Here is a 21,178-nt window from a genome sequence, read left to right on the forward strand (position 1 = left end):
CGGTTGGACCGCCATCGACGGTCGTTTCACCCCACCGAACTAGGCGGTGCTGTCAAGGATTCATCCCACGGACCACCAGGAAAGCAACTTAAGATGCCACAGACACCAGAGGTGCCAGCCGCAACGAAAACGCGCGCATTTGAAGCCATTGTCAGTTGCATTGAAAACCAGGTACTTAGCGGCGAACTGAAAATCGGGGATCGCCTGCCCGGCGAGCGCGAACTGGTAACCCGGTTTGAGGTGAGCCGTTCATCGGTGCGTGAAGCGATGCGGGTGCTGGAAAGCAACGGGATAATTGCCTCGCGGCCGGGTGATCCGCGCGGAGCGGTTGTCCTCTCTCCCACGTCAGCGCCCTTGCGAAAAATGATAAGCCGTCTGGCCACGACCTCTTTGTCGAGCCTCGCGGATCTGCTCATTTACCGCATGACCATGGAATCCTCGGCCAATTCGCTGGCCGCAACGCGACGTTCCGATGCGGACTTGCTGAAGCTCGAGAAGGCGATGGCGCGGATGCGGGCGGCGCGTTCGCAGAGCCAAAGCGCTTTCAGCCAGGCAGACCTCGATTTCCATGACGTGATCGCGCAGGCGAGCGGCCATGCGCTGCTGCAGATTACCGGGGAAGCAGTCCGCCAGTCCATCGAACAGCTCATCACCTCCAGCATTGAGCAAAGCGCCGATGACGAGGCGTTGATGCAACGCACCCTCGACCATCATCACGAGGTCTTCCTGGCCATCCAGGATCAAGATGCGCACCTGGCCGAGCATCTTGCCCGCAGCAGCCTGTTTGAATACTACGGTCACCTGCTCAACGAGGAGGACCGGAGCGCGCTTGCCGCACTGGCATCCTTCGGGCAGGCCACGCAAACCCCCTGAGTTCCCGGTTCTTCGATAAGGGAACCACAAGCGGTGCACAGCACCTGCGGTGGTTGCTGTGCCCTGCTTGTGCCGGATGCTCAGTCCAAAGTCGACCACTGCGGTTTGGCGCTGTGCGGCTGAGCAGCCTCATACCAGTTGGCGGCACGCAGCACATCATCATCGGTTCCAACTGCCCCGGCCAGCTGCACGCCGATGGGCTTGCCCTCTGAGGTGAATCCGCAATTGACGGTAGCCGCTGGCTGACCAGACATGTTGTACGGGACGGTGAAGGCGATATGGCACATGGTGGCATCGGGGTCCACCACCGGCATCGGCTGTTCCGCAGGGAAAGCAGCCATCGGGGAGACCGGAGAGATGATGAGGTCATATCCGGCGGTAGCCGCGATGGTCGCCTTCTGCATCTGGTCGATCGCACCGAAATTCCTGATCGTGTCGGCGCCATCGAACTTGGCTCCGCCTTCGCACCAGCGCACGATGTAGTCCAGGACCTTCGCCTGCTCGCTTTCGTGCAGTTCACGGTAATCGGCCCAGGACCGGGTACGCCAGAAGCGGTCAAGCCGGTCAAGCATGCCTTGGTCGATGAAGGGCGGCAGCTCTTCCACGATGGCACCGGCCTGCGCAAAGGTTTCCGCGACCGCCTGCACCGCCGATTGGACTTCCGAGTCGACAGCGGCCCCAGCGTTCGCTTCAAGCTGCAGCCCGATTTTCATCCCGCGGGCGCTGCCAAGCTTTGACCTCCACTGCATGGCGGGATAGGCCCGTGCCGTGTAGTCGCGGATATCTGGTTGTCCGAGCACCGACATGAAAAGGGCAATGTCATCCACGGTGCGTCCCATGGGACCGGCCGCCCGGCCAATGTACGGGGCATCCAGGGGAATCAATCCTGCACTGGGTTTCAGCGTTGCCAAGCCTTGCCAGCCGCCGGGCAGGCGAATGGAACCGCCAATATCGGTACCGACATGCAACGGCCCGTATCCAGCAGCGGCTGCCGATCCCGCACCCGCGCTGGAGCCGCCGGTGGTCCATCCAGGGTTCCAGGCGCTACGCGATATTCCGTGAAGGCTGGAAACACCTGAAGAGAGCATGCCCCAGTCCGGCATGGTAGTCGATCCGACCAGGATGCCGCCGGCTTCAAGAATCCGGTCTGTGATCGGCGCGTTCTGCGTCGGCACCTTGGGGTTGGATAGGGCCGTTCCCGAAGGCATCGGGATGCCCTTGCGGGCTATGTTCTCCTTGACCGTTGCAGGCACGCCGTCTAGTGGACCGAGCTCTGTTCCGCTGGCCCAGCGTTTCTCGCTTTCGCGGGCCTGGCTCAGCACGTCGTCCGGATCGAACCGGTACATCGCGTTGAGTACCGGTTCACGTTCCTGAACCCGTTTAATGACCGACTCGGCTACTTCCACCGGCGAGATGTCCTTCGCCGCATAGGACGCGTGAATTTCCTGCGCGGAAAGCTGGTGAAGTGCGGTGGTATGTTCAGAAAGCTGGGACATGATGGCCTTTCAAGGAAAACGAGCAGTACTAGCGCAGGGCCAGTTCGTTGCGCAGGGACATGGATGAATTCACCAAAGTCCGCGTATACGCATGCTGCGGACTGTCATAGATCTGTTCGGTGGTTCCGCTTTCGACGATCCGCCCATCGTTCATCACCACGACGTTGTCGCAGATATGCCGCACCACGCCAAGATCGTGGGAGACGAAGACGAGGGTCAGCTGGTAGTCGTCGACCAAGTCCGAAAGCAGGTTCAGTACCTGGGCCCGGACGGATACATCCAGTGCGCTGACCGGTTCATCGGCCACCAGCACCCGCGGCTCGCAGATCAGCGCACGGGCAATGGAGATCCGCTGGCGCTGTCCACCAGAGAATTGATGCGGGAAGCGCTCGGCCGCGTCGGCCGGAAGCCCCACCGATCCGAGCATTTCTGCGACCATCTTCCGGTATTTGGCGCTATCCGCCTTTTGCCCCGGGACAAGCAGAGGCTCAGCGATGATGTCGCGGACACGCATCCGCGGATCCAGCGATCCCATGGGGTCCTGGAAAACGATCTGCAGCTGCTGGCGCAACTGGACGAGGTCCCGTTCCTTGGCCCCGGCAACCTCGCTGCCGGCCACACGGACACTACCCGAGGTGGGCTGGTCCAGACCTGCCAGGATGCGCAGCAGGGTGGATTTTCCGGAACCGGATTCACCGACCACCCCAAAACGCTGCCCGGCAGCAACTTCAAAGGAAACGCCTTTCAACGCGTGCACCTCGGATCGCTTCCCGAAGAGCGATGAGCGTCCGACAGGGTAGATTCGCGTCAGGTCCTTGACACTGATCAACGAGGCCTCTTCCGGAGCGGTGTCACCCGCGGCCTCGTCGCGTTCCTGGACATCGCTTGTTTCCGCCTTTGCTGCTTCCACTACTGGCTGCGTTTCGGCCAACGGCGGGATGTAGGAAGCGGCCGAAGCCACGGTGAACAACCGGCCGTCGGCATCGGTGGCATTCAGGTCCGAGGCGGCCAACAGGCCCCGGGTGTAAGGGTGCTGCGGATTGCTGAATACCTCGCCGGTTTCGCCTTCTTCAACCACTTGGCCGTTGTTCATCACCAGCACCCGGTCGCAGACGTTGGCGACCACCGAAAGGTCGTGCGTGATGAACAGCAATCCGGTGCCGCGTTCTTGGACCGATTCCAAGATCAGATCCAGAACCTGGCGTTGAACCGTTACATCCAAAGCCGTGGTCGGTTCATCGCAGAGCAGGAGACCCGGGTTATTCGCCAAGGCCATCGCCAGCATGGCGCGCTGCCGCTGGCCTCCGGAAAGCTGGTGCGGATAAGAACGGGCGGCCCGTGCCGGATCCGGCAGCTTAACCGATCCGAGCAGTTCCACCGCACGGGCCTGCGCCGCTGATTTTGAAGCGGCGGTCTTATGGCTGGTCATGATTTCCGCGACCTGCGGCCCGACCTTCATCAGCGGATTCAATGCGGTCAACGGTTCCTGGAAGACCATGCTCATATCCTTGCCACGGATTTTCTGCATTTCCCTGTCGGTTGCCTCGACCAGGTTCCGCGGGTGACCCGCTAGCTGGATAGATCCGCTGGCGCTGACACCCTCCGGGAGCAGCCCCATGAGGGCGGAGGTGGTCATTGACTTTCCGGAACCGGATTCGCCAATCAGCCCTACACGATCGCCCGGATCCATGCGCAGATTAAAGTTCGAGACAAGCGTGCGTTGCTTGGTGCTGATTGTCAGGCCCTGGACATCTATCAGGGCACCGGTAGTTGGCTTCTTGCCCATGGATTACCGTTCTCCATTCAGTTTCGGATCGAACCGATCACGCAGGCCGTCACCGAGCAAGGTGAAGCCCAACACTGCAACGGCAATGGCGGCGCCCGGCCAAACGGCGAGCATCGGGAAGGTCCCCAGGAATTGCTGGGATTCTTGCAGCATGCGGCCCCAAGATGGAACCGGTGGCGGAGTGCCCAAGCCAAGGAAGGACAACGCGGCTTCGGCAAGCACCGCGATTGCGAACGATACCGAGCACTGCACCACGACCATGCCGATGATATTGGGCAGCACATGGCGCCGTGCGATGCGCCAGCTGCTCTGGCTCGATGCCCTGGCAGCCATGATGTATTCGGTGCTCATCACCTGCAGGGTGCCGCTTCGCGCAACACGCGCAAAGCCGGGGATCGAGCCAATGCCGATGGCGAGCATGGCCGTGAACGTGCTGGCCCCAAATACGGCGCCGAACATGATCGCTACCAGCAGCGCCGGGAAAGCAAGGAGAATATCAGCGCCACGCATGGTGATCTCCTCGGTGATGCCGCCCCGCATGCCAGCCAGAATTCCTAGCGGGGTTCCAACGAGCAGTGCGATGCCTACCGCAACCAAACCCACCAGCAAGGTAATGCGCGCTCCGTAAAGGACTCCCGAAAAGACGTCGCGCCCGTACCTATCGGTGCCCATCAAGTGCGTGACGCTGGATCCCTGCAAGCGATCCTGGGGAACTGCTTGCACCGGATCGAAAGGAGTCCAGAAAAAGGAGACGAGTGCGGCGAGCACCACGAGAGCCACGAGGATGCTGCCTACCAGCAGCGTCACGGAGAGTTTGCGACGGGTGCTTGAAGCGATGACTAGTTCTGCAGGCATTACGCGCCCTTTCTGATGCGTGGATCCAGGATCGTGTAGAGCACGTCCACGACCAAGTTGATGATCAAGGTGATCGCCACGAGCACCATGACCACCGATTGCACGGTAAGAAGATCGCGGTTGCCTACCGCATCGAGCAGCATGGACCCAAGGCCTGGGATCACAAATACCCGTTCAATGACCACCGCGCCGATGATCAATGCGGCCAGCTGCACGCTGGTAACTGTCAAAACCGGGATAGAGGCGTTGCGCAGACCATGCTTGATCAGCGATTCAAGCTTCCCGAGGCCCTTGGACCGTGCGGTCCGCAAGTAGTCCTCGCTCATCACTTCCATCACCGCCGAACGGACATAGCGGGTCAGGATAGCTCCCTGCACGGATGCCAGGGCGAGCACTGGCAGGACGACGCGGGAAATGAAATCTCCGAAGTCCTCGCCGGGCGGTGTCCACCCGTTGGCCGGAAGCCAACCCAGGCCCACGGCAAAGGCAACCACCAGCAGAATGCCGGCGAGGAAGTTGGGAATGGCCACGCCTATCTGGCTGATGCCGCTGACAATGATGCCGCTCGGATTGCGGTGCTTGACCGCCGCGTAGGTGCCGAAGGGAATCGCAATCGCCAGGGCGAGAACCATTGCCAGCAGGACCAGGATCAGGCTGACTTGCACCCGGTCGACAATCAGCGGGCTGATATCTTGCCGCGTGACATAGGAGGTGCCGAAGTTGCCGGTGGGCAACCCCAGCGCCCAGTCAAAGTACTGGACGATCAGCGGCCGGTCGGTGCCGAACTCGGCACGCGTTTTGGCCAATAGCTCCGGGGTGGCGTTCACCCCCAGGGCAATCTGGGCGGGATCTCCGGGAATCGCTCGCATGAATAGGAACACTGCAACCGTTGCAATCACATACGTGGCAACGAATCTTGCCAAGTTGATCAGTAATCTAATTCCCACGTGATTTTCCCTTTGTCGGTGCGGCTATGGAAGCTATTTCCAGCCGATATTGGTCATATCCAATGCTTCGGTCACGGAGTTGGCCGGAATGCCGGTCACCTCTGCCTTGGCTACCACGATGTTCGGGAAGATGAACAAGGTATCTGCGGCTGCATCATCAACGATGGTGCGAACCACCTTTTTCATGCCATCAACGTATCCGGCTTCGTCGGCAGCATCGGCTTTAGCGGCAAGTTCCTCGATCCCTGAATTGTCGTAGCCCAGGTAGTAGTCCGGGTTGTTGAACATGGCCAATACGTCTCGGCTCTCCACTGCCAGGACGACCGACATCTGGTAATCGTGCTTCGTGAAGACCTCGTCGAGCCAGACCGCGGGGAATTCGGAGGACTCGATCTTCGCGTCGATTCCGACATCAGCCAGTTGCGAGACGACTATTTCAGAGACCGCGGTTGCGTAGGGACGAGTCGGAACCTTGAAGGTGATCTGCAGGTTCTCGGCTCCAGCTTCCTTGAGCAGCGCCTTGGCCTTCTCCGGGTCGTACGGGTAGATACCGTTCAGGTCCTCGTAGTAGGGGTCGGTGGTTGGAACCGGTCCGCCTACCACCGTGCCGTAGCCGTTCCATGCGGTATCGACTACAGCTTGGCGGTCGATGGCATACATGACGGCTTGGCGCACGCGCTTGTCATCGAACGGAGCTTTGTTGTTATTCATCGACAAGACAATCTCGCCATTGGAGGTGCCTTCAAGGACCTGGAACTTGTCATTCGACTCGAAACCGGACAGCAGTTCCGGGGACTGCATGTTGTAGACGACATCCACGTCGCCGGATTGAAGCGCATTGGTAGTGGCTACCGCATCAGCGAAGTACCGCAGCGAGACCTTTTCAACCTGCGGCTTCTCGCCCCAGTAGTCATCGCGTGTCGCGAATTCGATGGACTGCCCGCGGTTCCACGCGTCAATTTCGTACGGCCCGGTTCCGATGGCGGTCGAGGCTAGTTCGTCAACGCCGCTTGGGTCGAACATGGCTCCGACCAGGGTGCCCATGTCGAAGAGCCAGGCATTGCTCGGCTGCTTCAGGGTAATGGCGACTTCGGAGTCGCTGAGGACCTCGACAGAGTCCACGATTCCCATTTTCTTCTTCAAGCTCGAGACCCAGGCATCGGATTGGACTCGTTCGATACTGAATTTGACGTCATCGGCAGTGAACGCTTCGCCATTGGAGAAGGTCGCGCCTTCGCGCAGCTTGAAAGTATAGGTCTTGTTCCCGTTGCTCAGCTCCCAGGATTCGGCGAGCAACGGCTGGATCTTTCCATCTTGGTCGATCTCGACCAATCCTTCATAGACATTGGACATGAGCGCTTGCGGAATAGCCGCGCCTGCAGTCGTGGTGAAGTCCAGATTGACCGGTTCACCAGTCAGTGCGACGGTCACCGAGGTGTTTTCGGCCGAGCCTTCCGACGAAGTCCCCCCTGATCCTGCAGAGCACGCGGTCAGCGCCAGAGAGCCAACCAGCACTGTCGCCGCAAGCCGACTGTAGTTCTTTTTCTCGTTCATGGGATCTCCATCGGTCAACATGCCTATTGAGTGATGTGATCCATACAACACCATATATGCTGATATTTCTACTAAGTTTTCTGGTCTTACCAGTTGTCGAAATATTTGGCCGGGGCGGCGCCGCCCCGGAGAACCGCAATACCTTGTCCGCAAACCGTTTCCACTCGCAGCTAAAGGAAGGCCCCAGATGAGCAAGCTAACTTTCACGCCGGCCGTGCCAACATTGACCTACGAGCGAGTAGTGCAACAAATCGAGGAGGCGATTCTGTCCAAGGAAATTGAACCTGGGCAGCATCTTCCCAGCGAACGCGAGCTCATGGTGCAGTTCTCCGTCAGCCGGCCAACGGTGCGCGAGGCTTTGCGAGTATTACAAAGCCAAGGCCTCATTGCGTCGCGTCCCGGCAGCCGCAGCGGCCCGGTTGTATTGCCGGTATCCACGGACAATCTGGGCCGGTCCTTTGCCAATATGGCGCGCATAGCTTCCCTCTCGCTCTCGGAACTGGTGCAGTTCAGAATCGTTCTGGAAAGCTCTGCCTGCCAGCTAGCCGCCGTAATGCACAGTTCCGAGCAGCTATCGGCCATGCGCGATGCGGTAGAACGCATGGAATTCGAGGCAGCTGCGGGCTCCGGATCATTTAACCGGGCCGACCTCGATTTCCATGCGGCAGTATGGGAGGCCAGCCACAACAGCCTGTTGCGGATCTGTGGCGAGGCGGTATCCGGTGCCATCTTGAACGTCATGAATGACCAGATGAGCCATGCGGATAACGAGTCCCTCGAAATGAAAAAGGTGGTGGCCTTGGACCGGGCCATCTTCGATGCAATTGAGGCCAGAGAGCCTGTCACCGCCGGAAATGCAGCCAAGACGGCGATTTCCACGTATTTCAAGCCGCGTCTGGACGATGAAGGGGTGCGCGGCGTTGAAGCGCTGACAGAACCTCGATGATTCCCGGCGGCTTCTGGTCCCTGCGCCAAAGCGGAGCAAGAGCAACGCAGCGCGACCGGGTCAGAGCAGCTTGCGCATGATCAGCCGGGGCATCCTGCTGGCCTGGGCGTCGCTGACTCCGACGACCTCGAAGCCGACCTGCTCGAACATCCTCCTGGTTCCAACGAAGGCCATGGTCAAGTCCATGCGCCCTGCAGGATCCACCGGGTAGGCTTCGACCGCTGGCGCCCCGAGGTCCCGCGCATACTCCACTGCGCCTTTCACCATTTCCCGATTCACGCCCTGGCGGCGGTAGCCGCCGCGCACCACCATGCAAATGATGCTCCACGCCTCCAGCTCGTCCACGGGCCTGATGAGCTTGGACTTCTCCAGCAGGGGGATCTTCGAACGGGGAGAAATGCTGCACCAGCCCACCGGTTCCCCGGCACGATAGGCGATGACTCCCGGGGCAATCGGCTCGGCGCTCAGCGAGCGCATGGCGGCGAACCGGTCCCCTGCGCCGCGTTCCCTGATTTCGCTGGCACCGATCCGGTGCGACAAGCACCAGCAATGCTTCTGCCTCCTGCTCGGATTCACTACCGTCGCGAAATCATCCAAGCGTTCTTCGGTCAAGGGCCTGACCTCGATGGGCGCTGTTCCCGCTGCCTGCGGATCCTGATTCGTTTCCATCTGCCCATCCTGCGCTTCGAAAAGCTCAAATGGCACCCCCGGAGGCAAATTCTTCGGGTTTTCCATAATGAAGAACTCCGGTTCCCTCGGTGTTGGCGCTGACCTGCGCGCTCTAGTGTTGAGGTATGACTTCGACACCTAAGGTTCTACCGGGCACCGCACCTGCCCGTCCCCCGCTGAGATTGGGCATGACCCTGCTGCACATGGCATTGCTCGGATCTGCCGGACTGATCCTGTTTTCGCTGCTGCTTGCCTGGCTCTCGGTAGGCGTCGCGCTGACCCCGCTCCTCGGTCTGGGCCTGGTCGTGCTGGCCGGACTGGTCTATGCGCTCTTCGGCCTGGCCCGCTTCGAGCTGACTCGAATCAGCAGCCTCTACGACATGGACGTTGCTCCGCTGACCTGGCGGCCACGCCGCCGTGAAGGCTTTGGCGAATACGTTCGTTCGCTCGGACGCAATGTGTCCAACGGACGCATGTGGGCGCTGCTGGGAAGCTTGCTCTTCTCCTGCCTGGCCGGTTCGCTGATGCTCTCTGCCCTGCAGATGGCCGTCCGTTCGTCCATCGTGGCCTTCGCCCCCGTCTTGCGGGCAGATAATGCCGACCCGCTGGCGACTGTTCCCGGGCTGTGGGGCTTCCAGACCCCTGTAAGCCAGGCACCTTGGCTGGTGCTGGCGGCGCTGCTGGGAATAGCAGTGATCGTCGGCTTGGTTTTCCTGCACCGCATGGTCACCGTGGGAATCGTCGGCTCCATTGCCCGCGAGACCGCACTGGTCGAACGCGTGCGCACCACCGCAGTGCAGCGCGAGGGAGCGGTGCGCGCCGCAGAGGTGGAGCGCACCCGCATCGAACGCGACCTGCACGACGGGGTCCAGCCCCGGCTGGTCTCCGTGGCCATGACCTTGGGGCTTGCGCACCAGCAGATCGATTCCGATCCGCAGCAAGCCAAGGAACTAGTGGCCGAAGCCCACGCTTCAACCAAGTCCGCGATTACCGAACTGCGCCAGCTCACCCGCGGAATCTACGCCTCGGTGCTCGATGACCGCGGACTGGATGCGGCACTCTCGGCCATCGCAGGCCGCTCGCATATCCCGGTTGGCCTGGATGTCCAGCTCAATGGCCGCTACCCGCGAGTGGCCGAAGCGGCGGTGTACTTCGCCATCGCCGAGGCGCTGACAAATGCAGCCAAGCACTCGCGGGCCCAGCGTTGCCAGGTCACCGTGAGGGTACGGGAGCATGAAGGCCAGCAAAGCCTGTGGGCCCGCATCGAGGACAACGGCACCGGCGGGGCGCGCATCACCCCCGGCGGAGGGCTGGATGGAATCAATAATCGGGTGCTCGCCGCCGGCGGCACCTTTAACCTGGACAGCCCCCAGGGCGGGCCAACTGCAGTGGAGGTGAACGTGCCATGCGCGTACTGATTTGCGAGGATTCGGTCCTGCTCCGTGAAGGGCTGGTCAGGTTGCTGGCCCACAGTGGCCACCATGTTGTCGCGGATTTGCCCGAAACCAGTGGGCTGATGGATTTCCTGGACAACTCGTCCGCCGATGATTTCCCGCAGATCTGCATCCTGGATGTCCGCCTCCCGCCGACCTACACGGATGAAGGCATCCGAGCGGCGCTGGAACTGCGCAAGAAGTATCCGGACCTGCCGGTGCTGGTTCTCTCCCAGTACGTAGAGGAGCGCTACGCCTCGGAACTGATTTCCACCCAGTCCGGAGCGATCGGCTACCTGCTCAAGGACCGCGTTGCCGATGTCAGCGAGTTCATTGCTTCGCTTGAGCAGATTGCAGGTGGTGGAACCGTCTTGGACCAGGAAGTGGTGGCACAGCTGTTGACTCGACGCAATCACGATGACCGCATGCAGAAGCTGACCGACCGGGAACGCACCGTCCTGGCCGCACTGGCCGAAGGAAAATCCAACCAGGCCATCGCCGCGCTGCTCTTCCTCTCGGAAGCCAGCGTGGAAAAATACATCACTTCCATCTTCCAGAAGCTCGGCTTGGAAGCCGACGGAACGGGCAACCGGCGCGTGCTGGCAGCCCTGGCTCATATTGAAACCCTGGGCACCAACCGCACAGACAGGACAGGATCATGACTTCCACGCAAACCATGCCGCTACCGCCAAACCCACCAGCGCCACCCAACAACGGCAAGCCGCTGAATATCATCCTCGCGGTGCTTGGCGGGCTGGTCATCCTCACCATGGTCATTGCCACGGCACGCAGCGCCTTTGCTTCGGTTTCCCGGGAGCATTCGGTCCACGAAGCAGAAATCTCCGGGGTGACCGCCTTGGAAGTTTCGGCTAGTTCGGGACGTTTCGATTTGGTCTTCGCGGACACCGACAAGGCAACGCTTGAAGTCCGAAGTGCCAAGTCAGCGAGCTGGAAGCTGCATCGGGAGCGCAATCGGCTCATCGTCGAAGCCCCGAACGCCTGGGATAACTTCTGCTTCTTCGGCTGCGGATTCGACGATAACGAGGCAACGCTGGTGCTTCCGCAATCCATGAACAACGGAACGCTGGATGCGGACTTCGAGCTGTCCGCCGGATCCTTCAATGCAGTCGGTGCATACAAGAACGTAGTGGTTGAAGTGGGTGCCGGGGACCTCAACCTCACCGGCAGTGCGCAAACTGCCGATATCGATCTGGGTGCCGGGGAAGCCACGGTGCGCCTGGACGATGTCCAAAGCGCCCAGTTCGATATCTCGGCCGGCGAGCTCATCGGCGAACTTTCGGGCGAGGCTCCCAAGAACATCGAGGGCAGCGTCAGCGCCGGCTCGCTGGAGCTGCAATTGCCCGAGGCCACCTACGACCTGCGGCAGAATACGGCCGCCGGATCAGTCGAGAACCTGCTCGCCACCGATCCGAACTCCCCCAACAAGATCACCATTGATGTAGCTGCGGGCAGTGCCACCTTGTACCCGGCAGGAACCGACCAGGAATCGATTGACCGCTAGACCCGGTATCCACGCAAAAAGGCAAAGCGTCCCTTCCCAGATCAGTAGTGATCCGGGAAGGGACGCTTTGCCGCTTTTGGCTAGGGCCTAAGCCTGGTTCTTCTTCAAGGCCGCCAGGCGTGCCTCGATCTCGGAAACCTGCGGTGCGTCGGCTTCGATCTGCGCGGCGCCGTCGGCTTCCTCGAGGATGTCCTGCGGGGCGTTGCTGGCCTTCAAGGCCGCCAAACGCGCATCGACTTCGGTCTCGGCGCCTAGGTCTTCCAGCTGCGCGAACTGCGCATCAAGGGAAGACGCCGCCAGTTCCTGGGCACCGCGGACCTTGGCTTCGTCCTGGCGGATCTGCTGCTCGAAGCGGCTGATCTCGCTGGTCGGGTCGTTGACGTCCAGGGCCTTGAGGGTGTCCATCATCTGGTTCTGGGTCTTGGCATTGCGCGCGCGGGCCACCAGCTCATCGCGCTTGGCCACCAGTTCCTGGCGCTTGGTCTGCATGGTGTTCAGACCGGTCTTCAGCTTGGCCACGACATCACGCTGGGTGGTGATCGTGGATTCCAGGTTCTTGGCGCGCTTCTCGGCGTCCATCTGACGCTGGATGGCCACCGTGGCCAGCTGGTTGAACTTCTGCTGGTTGGTGGCGTCACCGGCGGCAGAATATTCATCAGCCTTGTTCGACGCGGCCAGCGCCTTGTTGCCCCAGTCCTTGGCTTCCTGCTGGAACTTGGAGTGGTCGTCCTCGGCCATGCGCAGGTTGCCGATGGTCTGGGCAACTGCCTGCTCGGCCTGGGCAATGTTGTTGGTGTATTCGCGAACCGTCTGGTCCAGCATCTTCTTCGGATCCTCCAGAGCATCCAAAGCGGCATTGGCGTTAGCCTTGCCGATACCGAACATTCGAGCCCAAATTGAGCGCTTCTTGGCCATAGTGCGTCCCTTCGTCTTCCGTTGCTTAAAGCTTAGGGGAATTAGTTGCGCCGCTCTAACCGAAGACCACGCTGCGCCGGCAGTCTAGTCATTGAAATGGCGCAGGTAACGGCCCGGGGCATCCAGGAAAAGCCGCCAGTTCCGCACCATGTCCAAATCGTCATAGTCGGATTCGCGGATTCCCCACTGACCGATTTCGTAGATTCTCGCCTCCGGCAAGGAAGCAAGAATTGGCGAGTGGGTGGAGAGAATCACCTGGGAACCGGAACGCAGCAGATCTGCAATATGCGAGAGCAGCATGAGGCAGCCATTGAAGGACAGCGCGGACTCGGCTTCGTCGAAGACCCACAACCCGTTCACATAAGAGCGCTCGGTGAAGAACTCGACGAATGATTCGCCGTGGCTCTGGAAATTGTGTTTTCCGCGCGAGCCGATGGATCCCAGGTAGGCGAAGTGCCCGTGCATGGTTTCTGCGCGCAGGAACACTCCGGCTTTGGATGCACCGGCCCCTCGTTCCAATTGCAGGTGCGAGGACAACCCGGATTCGGTGATCTGGGTCTGGTGCATGCTGTTGCGGGTGCCGCCCTCGGCATTCAGCCCAAAGGCCGCTGCGATAGCCTCGACGAGCGTTGATTTTCCCGCGCCGTTCTCACCTACCAGCACAGTCAGCTGGGCCAGTTCCAGGCCCTCGTCAAGCAGTTGCTGCACTGCCGGGATCCGTGCGGCCCAGTCGGAACGATCCATGGGTGCCTTGGGATGTTCGGCAATGCGGCGAACCGGCAGGGTATCGAAAAGTGCGCTCATGCACCCGAGGCTACCAGTAGCTCACGACAGCCTGGCGGCCGTTATACAGGCTTGGCCCCTCGGCCGCACCCATAGTTCAGCAGGGTGCGGCCAAAGAGCCAATGGGGTTTTCTAGCCGTTGACCGGAAGCATGTTCCCGGCGAAGAACCCAGCGATCTCCTCAAGCGCATCCAGCGGGAAGACACCGGCGACGTACTGGTCCGGGCGGACCACCACGATGGCGCCGTCCTTGCTGATTTCTCGGTCGCGGAAGATGTCGCGGCCATGGCCGGCTGCGAACACCTGGTTGATGTCGTGCAGGCCGTACGGGACCTTCAGCGGCTGGAAGGCCTTGGGCACATCATGCAGCTCGACCTCGGTGTAGTCCTGCTGGTAGATGGCCTTGGTATCGAAGACGGCATCCTCGTCCCCGCCGGCCGGGGTGTACAGGTTGCGCGGCGATGCCGGATCGGCGCTCCACCAGGCGGCGAAGTCGGCCATCGCAGTGCCTTCCAGGGCCGGTGCGGCCGTGTCGGCGAAGGCGTAGACGCGCCAGCGCCCGTCAGCCTCGTGGAAGTGGCCCAGGTGGCGCCAGCGGTTATCCGAACGGCGGATGACCTCGGCGGACTTGAAGCGCTTGCCCACCGGGAAGCCCGGGGCCAGATCCTGGTGCTCCAGGCCGGCGGTGATCGGCGATTCGGTGTACTGCGTCATGAATCCGGCAGGGAATTCCTGGGTCTTGGTGTAGTACTTCTCCAGCTCGTCAGGGTCTTCCCAATCGTCCACGGACTTGGCCATCAGGGTGGACCATTCCTTGTCGAAGTCGATCAGGTTCTGCGCGATGACCTTGCGTTCCTCGGCGTAGGTATCCAGCAGTGCATCCGGCGCGCGGCCCTCGAGCACGGCGGCCAGCTTCCAGCCCAGGTTGAAGCCGTCCTGGATGGATACGTTCATGCCCTGCCCGGCCTTGGCCGAGTGGGTGTGGCAGGCATCGCCCATGATGAAGGCGCGCGCGCAGCGGGTGCCGCGTTCTTCATCGGAGACGTCGTCGAAGCCGTCGGTGATGCGGTGGGCCACCTCGTAGACCGAGAACCAGGCGACGTTCTTCACGTCCATGGTGTACGGGTGGATGATGCGGTTGGCCGTGGCCACGATGTCCTCGACCGGGGTGTTGCGGATGGCGCCGGCATCCTCGGCGGTCAGCTCGCCCAAGTCCACGTAGAAGCGGACCAGGTAGCCGCCTTCGCGCGGAATGAGCAGGATATTGCCCGCGTCATGGGACTGGATGGAGCATTTGACCTGGATGTCCGGGAAGTCGGTGTTGACCATGACGTCCATGACGCCCCAGGCATGCAGGGCCGCATCGCCGTGCAGCTTGTGGCCCAGCGAGCGGCGCACCTGGCTGCGGGCGCCGTCGCCGCCGACCAGGTACTTGGCCTTCACGGTGCGCTCCTGCCCGGCGCGTTCTCCGGCCACGTACTTGATGCGCGCGGAGACCGGGTATTCGGCCGACGGATCGATCTCGCAGCCGAGGTATTCCACGCCGTAGTCCGGGGTGATCTTGCCCGGGGCGCGTTCGGCATCACGCAGGAAGTAGTCCAGGATGCGCGACTGGTTCACGTAGATGTGCGGGAATTCGCTCATTCCGGTGGAGTCGTCGGCGGCACGCGAATGGCGCTTGATGTTCGCCGGGTTCTCGGGGTCCGGGGTCCAGAAGCACATCTCCACATTGCGGTAGGCCTCTTCGATGACCTCGTTGGCGAAGCCGAAGGCCTGGAAGGTTTCCACCGAGCGGGCCTGGATGCCGTCGGCCTGGCCGACTTCGAGCCGGCCCGGGCGCATTTCGATGGCGCGGGCGTTGATGCTCGGGAAGCGCGAAAGCTGCGCGGTCACCACGGCGGCCGCCGGTCCGGTTCCGACGATCAGCACATCCATTTCATGAGGGATTTCCTCGGCGCGGTCGATGCCGTAGCCGGCGGCTTCCTTGACACGTGGATCTGAGGAAACGTATCCCCTGTGGTGAATCTGCATTATCTGGCTCCCCTATCGCTGTGCCGCCGAACTTCATTGTCTCTATAATTGCGACACTGTTCTAACTATAGAAACAATCGTAGCTTTCACGTAGGCTGTAGGCAAGACGTAGATCACACCGGGAACAGCGCGGCAGCCATATGCCCAGGCCAGATGGAATGATTGGAACATGAGCAAAACCACCGAAGGCGGTTCGCAGACCCTGGGCCGCGGGCTAGAAGCACTGACCTTGATCGGGGAATCCGCGACGCCGCTGAGCGTCTCGGAACTCGCCGGGTTGCTGGGCGTGCACCGCTCCATGGCCTACCGGCTGGTCAAGACCTTCGAGCAGTACGGTTTCGTGGAACGCAATCCGGCAGGCGAGCTCGAATTGGGAGCGCGCCTGGGCGCGCTGGCGCGCAACGTCGCCAAGTCCTTGCAGGCCGCGGCCGCACCGCATCTGGCCACCGTCTCCGATGAGCTGCAGATGACGGCGCTGCTCGTTGTCTTCGACGGCGAGGCAGCCGTTACCCTGAGCACCGCGGAACCCCGGCTCGCCGATGCCACCGTGGCCCAGCGCCCGGGCACCCGCCATCCGATCGACAACGGCGCACCGGGACGAGTCATCCGTTCCATGCTCAATCCCGCCGAGCACCCGGCCAAGGACTTTGAATTCAGCCATGACGAAGTGATCCCTGGTTTGACCTCGATTGCCGTTCCGCTGGTGCTCCCGCAGGGCAAGCCCGCGGCCATAGCCGTCATCTACCCGCCGCTGGAACGCGATCGCAACCACATTGCCGCCGTGCTCACGGCCGCCTCGGCCCGCATCTCCGCGAGCCTCGGCATCCGTTCTTGAGCGGTACCTGCCCGAAAGCCGCGCTTGCTAGGCGGTGCAGGCCTCATTGGAGCACCCCGCATCACGCGGAAGGTAGGTCTCGGTTCCTTCGACCTTCTCCCACACCACGTGGCGGTGCTGCCCGCAGCGCTCGCACGAAGGAGCCAGGTACGTGGCCCGCTCTTCCATGGTGTATGCCCGAAAATCACCCATCACAACCTCCCGATGACCAGCCGCGAAGCGAAGTTCGCGGGCCTGCTGGACCTGCTTGGTGCCTTCACTCTACGCGCGGTTTACACAACCGGCTAGGGTCTGCAGGAGGCAGTTACCCACAGCCCCTCGAGCGGGTCTGTCCACCTCGTGGCAAACTAATGCAGTGAACCGGATACGACCTCTTCACCACCGCAGGACCGCTATCAAGGAAGAAGCCATGAGCACCTCTGAGCAAAAGCTGCAACGCTTGAAAGAACGCATTGCCTTATTGCTGAACAAGGCGGAGAACACCACTTTCCCGCACGAAGCGCAGGCGTTCCAGGAACATGCCGAACGGCTCATGGTGCGCTATGGCATCGGCCGCGCGGAGCTGGATGCCGAATCAGCCCACCGGGGCAAGAAGAAGGAAGCCATTATCGAGGAGCACTTCGATATGCGCGGCGTCTACCGCCTGGGGCAGCGCGATGGCCTGTCCGCGGTGGGCCGGGCCTTCCGCACGGTATCCATGCTGCAAAGCAACTACTCGACCTCGTGCAGGCTGTACATCATCGGCCATGAATCGGATGTCGCCACCGTCAAGAACCTTTTCGCTTCCTTGGTTGTCCAGGCGACTGCCGCCATGGCCCACTGGTGGGCACAGGAGGGCAAGCTCTACACGAACTGGTACACCGATTCAGAGAAATCCATTGAACGCCGCGAATTCCAGCGCAGCTTCTACCTGCAAGTCGCTTCGCGCATCGCCATCCTCTACCAGGAAGAAAGCGTGCACAGCGGCAGCGGGACCGAACTGGTCCTGGCCAGCCGCAAGGAACAGGTCGACGAATTCGTAGGCAGCAAATACCCGTTCCTGCGCCGCAGCAGAAACCGTGCCGCAGCAGGAAGCGCCAATGCATCATTGGCCGGACGGGTTGCAGGAAGCCAGGCAGATCTCGGTTTCGGCAAGCACGTCGATTCGGCCGCGTCCGGAGAAGTCGCCAGCTAGCGCACTTCCTGAAGCTGCGTGTCCTCGATGTAGCGCGGACGCCCGGCCATGATGCCGACCAGGGTCTGGAAAACGATCAAGCCGGCAATCAGCCACATCGGCGCAACCCATGAACCCGATGTTTCGTGCAGCACCCCGACCAGGAACGGACCGGGGAACGCCAGCAGGTAGCCGGCAGACTGGCCGAAGGTGGAAAGCTTCGAGACACCCGCGGCGGTGCGGGCCTTCAAGCCGATCATGGTCAAGGCCAGCGGGAAGTTCGACCCGCAGATGCCCAGCAGCACCGCCCACAGCACCGCTCCCTGGACCGGAGCGAGCAGCATGCCGATGACCGCGATGATGCCCACGGCACCGTTGAAGATCACCAATGGGGCCTGGTTCGAGAATTTGGCAGCCAGCGCCGGCATCACGAAGGACAAGGGCACGCCCACACCCAGCAGGATCGCCAGCAGGGATCCTGCGAATGCCGGCGAGACCCCCAAGTCGATGAAGATCTTGGGCAGCCATCCCATGAAGATATAGGCCACGGCGGACTGCCCGCCGAAGAACAACGCCACCCACCATGCGGTGGCATTCTTGCTCATCGGCCCGATGCCGGCCGCATCATTTGAATTGCTGGCAAGATGCTGCTGCTGGGCGGCAATCTGGTTGCGCATGCCGAAGTACACCAGCAGCCAGAGCACCAGGGCCAGCAGGGCCAATATTGCCCAGAAGCCCAGGCCCACGCGCCAGTTTCCGCCAAGCATTTGGTTCACCGGCACGGCGATGCCCGCAACGCCGGAAGCACCCAAGGCAACCGCCGTAGTGTAGGCCCCGGTGACAATCCCGATCTTTCCCGGGAACCAGCGCTTGACCAGTACCGGCATCAGGATGTTGCCCACCGCGATGCCGGCAAGGGCCAACGCGGTGCACAGCAAGAAGAATCCGGTCCCCGGCGCGACCGCTCGCAGGGCAATGCCCAGCAGGACGGCGCCCATGGCGGCGGCCACCACTAGTTCCGGTCCGCGTTTCCCGGCCAGCCGCGGCGCCAAGGGACCCAGCAGCGCGAAGCACAGTGGCGGGATGCCGGTGATCATTCCGGCCACGAAACCATTCATCTGCAGGTCATCAATCACCAGGTCGAGCAGGGACCCCAAGGAGGTGACGGCAGGACGCAGGTTAAGCGAGGCCAGGATGATGGCAAGGATCAGCAGTGCACCAAAGCCCTTGGACAGGGTGGCGTGGTTTTTCGGGAAGTCAGGCATGGTATCCACAGACTATCTGCTTCAAAACCCGGATCCCATATCCGCTCCCTAGACTACGGCAACGGGCCGCCCCAAAAATGGGACGGCCCGTGCCAAATGAAGTGTCCAGAGCTGGCTAGCCCAGTTTGGCGCGCACCATCTGGGAGACGGCCTTGCCATCGAAGCGGCCAGCGATTTCGGCGCCGACCAGCTTCATTGCCTGGCCCATATCCTTCATGGTCAGGTCATGATCGGCAGCAAGTTCGGCCATGATCCGGTCAACGATGCCCTGGGCTTGCGCTTCGTCAAGCATCTTGGGCAGGTAGGTGGAGATGAAGGCGGCTTCGGCCAATTCGCGTTCAGCCAATTCGGTGCGGCCGTCCTTGGCGGCCAGGCCGGCAGTTTCCTCGCGGTTGCCGACTTCCTTGCGAAGCAGGTTCTCGACATCTTGGTCGTTGAGCTCGCTGGGGTTCTTTCCCGACTTCTCCTTGGTGCCGATGGCACTGAGGATATTGCGCAGGGTCGTCTTCTCCAGCTCGTTGCCGGCCTTCAGGTGGGCGATGCTGTCATCGCGCAGGCGATCTTTCAAACTCATGGGAACTCGCTTTCAATACGTGTGCTTGAAATTTTACTCGCATTATCCCGTCACGGTTTTCCGAAGTACCAGCAGTAAAGCATGAGGGTGCATTTGATACAGTAGCCAGATGAATTCACTGCGCGCTGGAGCTATCGTCTTCGCGCTGGCCCTCGTCGCAGCCATCATGATTATCTGGAAGCCCTGGAATTCCTGCGACGCGCCCGATGAAGTTTGCGATTTCGTTGCAGCCATTGAGGACCGAGACGGGATCCTAGGCTCCAAGGTGTCCGCTGAGGTCATGGATCACGATGCCTTTGCCAAACCGGATCTGTCAGTTGACCTGCAATTCGTGCTCTCGGATCAGCTCGCTCCTGTGCAAGCTGAAGAAATCGTGTTGGAGATGGCACAACGGATCCAGGCCGGAGCCCATGCCCTGAGCTTGCGGGAAATCGACATGGCCTTTGTCGCCGGTCCACCCCAAAATATCCCAGGTTCAAAGGCGAAAACCTACCCTCTGGAGGTCTCCGAGAATTTTTCGGACATTGGTGGTGAAGAGCGGGCCAAGCCAGGTCTTCTCAGTGAGAAGGCTTCATTCGCATTCCGCCTACGCCAGCTTGGCGCGGCAAGTGTGGCTAACTACTCGGCCACGGCGGCTAACCTGGAGCAGCTGCTGACGCTGGGAAAATTCGCTGCCCAGGCCAATCGTCCCACCGACCTGGCACTCGCAGATCGATCTGTGCGCTATTCGCCCGAGAATCGCATAGTTATTTCCGAGATCGAGCTTGTAATCAATGCGGCCAATCGAGGCGGCTTTCAAAGCGCCAGCATTGATAATTCCGGCCTGATTTTGACCGTTGGCAACGATGCGCCAGCAGGCCTGGAGAAGAAAACCCTTGCCTGGCTGGACCACTATGAACCATTTGCCGAGCCCATGGCCTACAAGTTGATTCCACGTGATTACGCGGACATCGCTGAAGGCTGGGTTGGAAGCAAGAAACCGGAATGGCTGATTCCCAAGCCTGTGGTTCTTCCCGATGAGGTCAAGAGCTGGCCAGCGAATCAGTCAGCCCCGTTGTGCGCAGATGAGGACTTGGAAATAGTCCTCGGCACACCCGATGCGGCTGCAGGTTCCCGGTATATGCCGGTTTATGCCAAGAACATTTCGGCTCGCTCGTGCGCGCTGCAGTCCTACCCGCAGATCGATTTCCTCAACGAGGCCGGCGAAGCCCAACCGGATATCGCGCTGCAGCCCGAACCGGATATCCTCCTTGAACGCGTTGCCATCCCTTCCGGCGAAGCGGTGATTTCGACGCTGGATTGGAATGCCATGTCGACCTCCCTGGACCCGGATCAAACCGTTGCCCTGAGCATCGCCGCAGCCAAGGGAATGAAACCGGTCCAGCTCGCACCTGAATACGATGGCCAGCCGACGCCCCTTGACATCCTGGACGGGGCGCAGATTATCCAAAGCCCCTGGGTCCAGGCCCGCGCCGGGTGGGGACCTCCTGACGACGCCTTCAAGCCGCAACCGCCCACCAGTCCTCGACCCTAAGCCTGGG

The 21,178-nt window shown here is 61.2% G+C and carries 20 protein-coding genes; 8 read left to right on the forward strand and 12 right to left on the reverse strand.

What is annotated here, in order from left to right; translation table 11 throughout:
- Positions 1 to 873, forward strand: an 873-nt coding sequence (locus tag ACRDT3_RS03635; protein WP_431491672.1) for a FadR/GntR family transcriptional regulator, incomplete at its 5' end; no start/stop codon positions are given.
- Positions 874 to 953: 80 nt separating this feature from the next.
- Here ACRDT3_RS03635 and ACRDT3_RS03640 read toward each other — a convergent pair.
- The 5 genes from ACRDT3_RS03640 to ACRDT3_RS03660 are packed head-to-tail and all read right to left on the reverse strand — an operon-like array spanning position 954 to position 7,511.
- Complete coding sequence (locus tag ACRDT3_RS03640; protein ID WP_431491673.1) at positions 954 to 2,369, reverse strand: amidase; 1,416 nt, start codon at positions 2,367 to 2,369, stop codon at positions 954 to 956.
- Between the two features lie 28 nt (positions 2,370 to 2,397).
- On the reverse strand, positions 2,398 to 4,155 hold the full coding sequence (locus ACRDT3_RS03645) for a dipeptide ABC transporter ATP-binding protein (protein WP_431491674.1): 1,758 nt from the start codon (positions 4,153 to 4,155) through the stop codon (positions 2,398 to 2,400).
- 3 nt (positions 4,156 to 4,158) lie between these two features.
- Entirely contained in the window at positions 4,159 to 5,010 is an 852-nt protein-coding gene (locus ACRDT3_RS03650) for an ABC transporter permease (protein ID WP_431491675.1), read from the reverse strand.
- Positions 5,010 to 5,957 (reverse strand): ABC transporter permease, encoded by a 948-nt coding sequence (locus tag ACRDT3_RS03655; RefSeq protein WP_431491676.1) that lies wholly within the window; start codon positions 5,955 to 5,957, stop codon positions 5,010 to 5,012. The genes ACRDT3_RS03650 and ACRDT3_RS03655 overlap by 1 nt, the downstream gene beginning before the upstream one ends.
- Before the next feature lie 33 nt (positions 5,958 to 5,990).
- On the reverse strand, positions 5,991 to 7,511 hold the full coding sequence (locus ACRDT3_RS03660; protein ID WP_431491677.1) for an ABC transporter substrate-binding protein: 1,521 nt from the start codon (positions 7,509 to 7,511) through the stop codon (positions 5,991 to 5,993).
- A 187-nt stretch (positions 7,512 to 7,698) separates the two neighbouring features.
- Between ACRDT3_RS03660 and ACRDT3_RS03665 the strand changes: the two genes are divergently transcribed.
- Positions 7,699 to 8,457, forward strand: a complete 759-nt coding sequence (locus tag ACRDT3_RS03665) for a FadR/GntR family transcriptional regulator (protein ID WP_431491678.1) — start codon at positions 7,699 to 7,701, stop codon at positions 8,455 to 8,457.
- 60 nt (positions 8,458 to 8,517) lie between these two features.
- Here ACRDT3_RS03665 and ACRDT3_RS03670 read toward each other — a convergent pair whose 3' ends face one another.
- Positions 8,518 to 9,126 (reverse strand): GNAT family N-acetyltransferase, encoded by a 609-nt coding sequence (locus ACRDT3_RS03670; RefSeq protein WP_431491679.1) that lies wholly within the window; start codon positions 9,124 to 9,126, stop codon positions 8,518 to 8,520.
- Between the two features lie 125 nt (positions 9,127 to 9,251).
- Here ACRDT3_RS03670 and ACRDT3_RS03675 point away from each other — a divergent pair, with 125 nt between their 5' ends.
- From ACRDT3_RS03675 to ACRDT3_RS03685, 3 genes are read left to right on the forward strand one after another with little or no spacing between them, the layout of a single operon-like run.
- Positions 9,252 to 10,544, forward strand: coding sequence for a sensor histidine kinase (locus tag ACRDT3_RS03675; protein WP_431491680.1), 1,293 nt, complete (start codon positions 9,252 to 9,254; stop codon positions 10,542 to 10,544).
- On the forward strand, positions 10,532 to 11,221 hold the full coding sequence (locus ACRDT3_RS03680) for a response regulator transcription factor (protein ID WP_332727922.1): 690 nt from the start codon (positions 10,532 to 10,534) through the stop codon (positions 11,219 to 11,221). Before ACRDT3_RS03675 ends, ACRDT3_RS03680 begins: the two co-directional genes overlap by 13 nt.
- Positions 11,218 to 12,081, forward strand: a complete 864-nt coding sequence (locus ACRDT3_RS03685) for a hypothetical protein (RefSeq protein WP_431491681.1) — start codon at positions 11,218 to 11,220, stop codon at positions 12,079 to 12,081. The genes ACRDT3_RS03680 and ACRDT3_RS03685 overlap by 4 nt, the downstream gene beginning before the upstream one ends.
- 87 nt (positions 12,082 to 12,168) lie before the next feature.
- On the opposite strand, the gene ACRDT3_RS03690 is transcribed toward ACRDT3_RS03685, so the two are convergent.
- From ACRDT3_RS03690 to ACRDT3_RS03700, 3 genes are all read right to left on the reverse strand, one after another.
- Positions 12,169 to 12,996, reverse strand: a complete 828-nt coding sequence (locus tag ACRDT3_RS03690) for a PspA/IM30 family protein (RefSeq protein WP_431491682.1) — start codon at positions 12,994 to 12,996, stop codon at positions 12,169 to 12,171.
- Between the two features lie 84 nt (positions 12,997 to 13,080).
- Entirely contained in the window at positions 13,081 to 13,800 is a 720-nt protein-coding gene (locus ACRDT3_RS03695; RefSeq protein WP_431491683.1) for an AAA family ATPase, read from the reverse strand.
- Positions 13,801 to 13,911: 111 nt separating this feature from the next.
- On the reverse strand, positions 13,912 to 15,810 hold the full coding sequence (locus tag ACRDT3_RS03700) for an FAD-dependent monooxygenase (protein WP_431491684.1): 1,899 nt from the start codon (positions 15,808 to 15,810) through the stop codon (positions 13,912 to 13,914).
- 169 nt (positions 15,811 to 15,979) lie between these two features.
- Here ACRDT3_RS03700 and ACRDT3_RS03705 point away from each other — a divergent pair, with 169 nt between their 5' ends.
- Positions 15,980 to 16,645, forward strand: a complete 666-nt coding sequence (locus ACRDT3_RS03705; RefSeq protein ID WP_431491685.1) for an IclR family transcriptional regulator — start codon at positions 15,980 to 15,982, stop codon at positions 16,643 to 16,645.
- Between the two features lie 27 nt (positions 16,646 to 16,672).
- Here the strand turns inward: ACRDT3_RS03705 and ACRDT3_RS03710 are convergent, their stop codons facing one another.
- Positions 16,673 to 16,837: a hypothetical protein gene (locus ACRDT3_RS03710; RefSeq protein WP_431491686.1), complete on the reverse strand. Its 165-nt coding sequence runs from the start codon at positions 16,835 to 16,837 to the stop codon at positions 16,673 to 16,675.
- Between the two features lie 217 nt (positions 16,838 to 17,054).
- Here ACRDT3_RS03710 and ACRDT3_RS03715 point away from each other — a divergent pair, with 217 nt between their 5' ends.
- The gene (locus ACRDT3_RS03715) at positions 17,055 to 17,819 is read left to right on the forward strand and encodes a DUF2786 domain-containing protein (RefSeq protein ID WP_431491687.1); all 765 of its coding nucleotides are present in this window, start codon (positions 17,055 to 17,057) and stop codon (positions 17,817 to 17,819) included.
- On the opposite strand, the gene ACRDT3_RS03720 is transcribed toward ACRDT3_RS03715, so the two are convergent.
- A complete protein-coding gene (locus tag ACRDT3_RS03720) occupies positions 17,816 to 19,063 on the reverse strand; it encodes a CynX/NimT family MFS transporter (RefSeq protein ID WP_431491847.1) in 1,248 nt (415 codons plus the stop codon). The two genes, ACRDT3_RS03715 and ACRDT3_RS03720, sit on opposite strands and share 4 nt — an antisense overlap.
- A 115-nt stretch (positions 19,064 to 19,178) precedes the next feature.
- Positions 19,179 to 19,637, reverse strand: a complete 459-nt coding sequence (locus tag ACRDT3_RS03725) for a GatB/YqeY domain-containing protein (protein ID WP_431491688.1) — start codon at positions 19,635 to 19,637, stop codon at positions 19,179 to 19,181.
- A 109-nt stretch (positions 19,638 to 19,746) separates the two neighbouring features.
- Between ACRDT3_RS03725 and ACRDT3_RS03730 the strand changes: the two genes are divergently transcribed.
- Entirely contained in the window at positions 19,747 to 21,171 is a 1,425-nt protein-coding gene (locus tag ACRDT3_RS03730) for a DUF4232 domain-containing protein (protein ID WP_431491689.1), read from the forward strand.
- Positions 21,172 to 21,178: the final 7 nt, after the last annotated feature.

This window comes from Glutamicibacter sp. (genome assembly GCF_050701915.1).
Taxonomy (GTDB): Bacteria; Actinomycetota; Actinomycetes; order Actinomycetales; family Micrococcaceae; genus Glutamicibacter.

Excerpts from the sequence above, each read along its gene's own strand:
- ACRDT3_RS03715 (WP_431491687.1), top strand. The coding sequence starts at position 17,055 with ATGAGCACCTCTGAGCAAAAGCTGCAACGCTTGAAAGAACGCATTGCC.
- ACRDT3_RS03720 (WP_431491847.1), bottom strand. The coding sequence starts at position 19,063 with ATGCCTGACTTCCCGAAAAACCACGCCACCCTGTCCAAGGGCTTTGGT.
- ACRDT3_RS03705 (WP_431491685.1), top strand. The coding sequence starts at position 15,980 with ATGAGCAAAACCACCGAAGGCGGTTCGCAGACCCTGGGCCGCGGGCTA.
- ACRDT3_RS03700 (WP_431491684.1), bottom strand. The coding sequence starts at position 15,810 with ATGCAGATTCACCACAGGGGATACGTTTCCTCAGATCCACGTGTCAAG.
- ACRDT3_RS03665 (WP_431491678.1), top strand. The coding sequence starts at position 7,699 with ATGAGCAAGCTAACTTTCACGCCGGCCGTGCCAACATTGACCTACGAG.
- ACRDT3_RS03675 (WP_431491680.1), top strand. The coding sequence starts at position 9,252 with ATGACTTCGACACCTAAGGTTCTACCGGGCACCGCACCTGCCCGTCCC.
- ACRDT3_RS03640 (WP_431491673.1), bottom strand. The coding sequence starts at position 2,369 with ATGTCCCAGCTTTCTGAACATACCACCGCACTTCACCAGCTTTCCGCG.
- ACRDT3_RS03680 (WP_332727922.1), top strand. The coding sequence starts at position 10,532 with ATGCGCGTACTGATTTGCGAGGATTCGGTCCTGCTCCGTGAAGGGCTG.
- ACRDT3_RS03660 (WP_431491677.1), bottom strand. The coding sequence starts at position 7,511 with ATGAACGAGAAAAAGAACTACAGTCGGCTTGCGGCGACAGTGCTGGTT.
- ACRDT3_RS03670 (WP_431491679.1), bottom strand. The coding sequence starts at position 9,126 with ATGGAAACGAATCAGGATCCGCAGGCAGCGGGAACAGCGCCCATCGAG.
- ACRDT3_RS03710 (WP_431491686.1), bottom strand. The coding sequence starts at position 16,837 with ATGGGTGATTTTCGGGCATACACCATGGAAGAGCGGGCCACGTACCTG.
- ACRDT3_RS03650 (WP_431491675.1), bottom strand. The coding sequence starts at position 5,010 with ATGCCTGCAGAACTAGTCATCGCTTCAAGCACCCGTCGCAAACTCTCC.
- ACRDT3_RS03645 (WP_431491674.1), bottom strand. The coding sequence starts at position 4,155 with ATGGGCAAGAAGCCAACTACCGGTGCCCTGATAGATGTCCAGGGCCTG.
- ACRDT3_RS03730 (WP_431491689.1), top strand. The coding sequence starts at position 19,747 with ATGAATTCACTGCGCGCTGGAGCTATCGTCTTCGCGCTGGCCCTCGTC.
- ACRDT3_RS03685 (WP_431491681.1), top strand. The coding sequence starts at position 11,218 with ATGACTTCCACGCAAACCATGCCGCTACCGCCAAACCCACCAGCGCCA.
- ACRDT3_RS03690 (WP_431491682.1), bottom strand. The coding sequence starts at position 12,996 with ATGGCCAAGAAGCGCTCAATTTGGGCTCGAATGTTCGGTATCGGCAAG.
- ACRDT3_RS03725 (WP_431491688.1), bottom strand. The coding sequence starts at position 19,637 with ATGAGTTTGAAAGATCGCCTGCGCGATGACAGCATCGCCCACCTGAAG.
- ACRDT3_RS03695 (WP_431491683.1), bottom strand. The coding sequence starts at position 13,800 with ATGAGCGCACTTTTCGATACCCTGCCGGTTCGCCGCATTGCCGAACAT.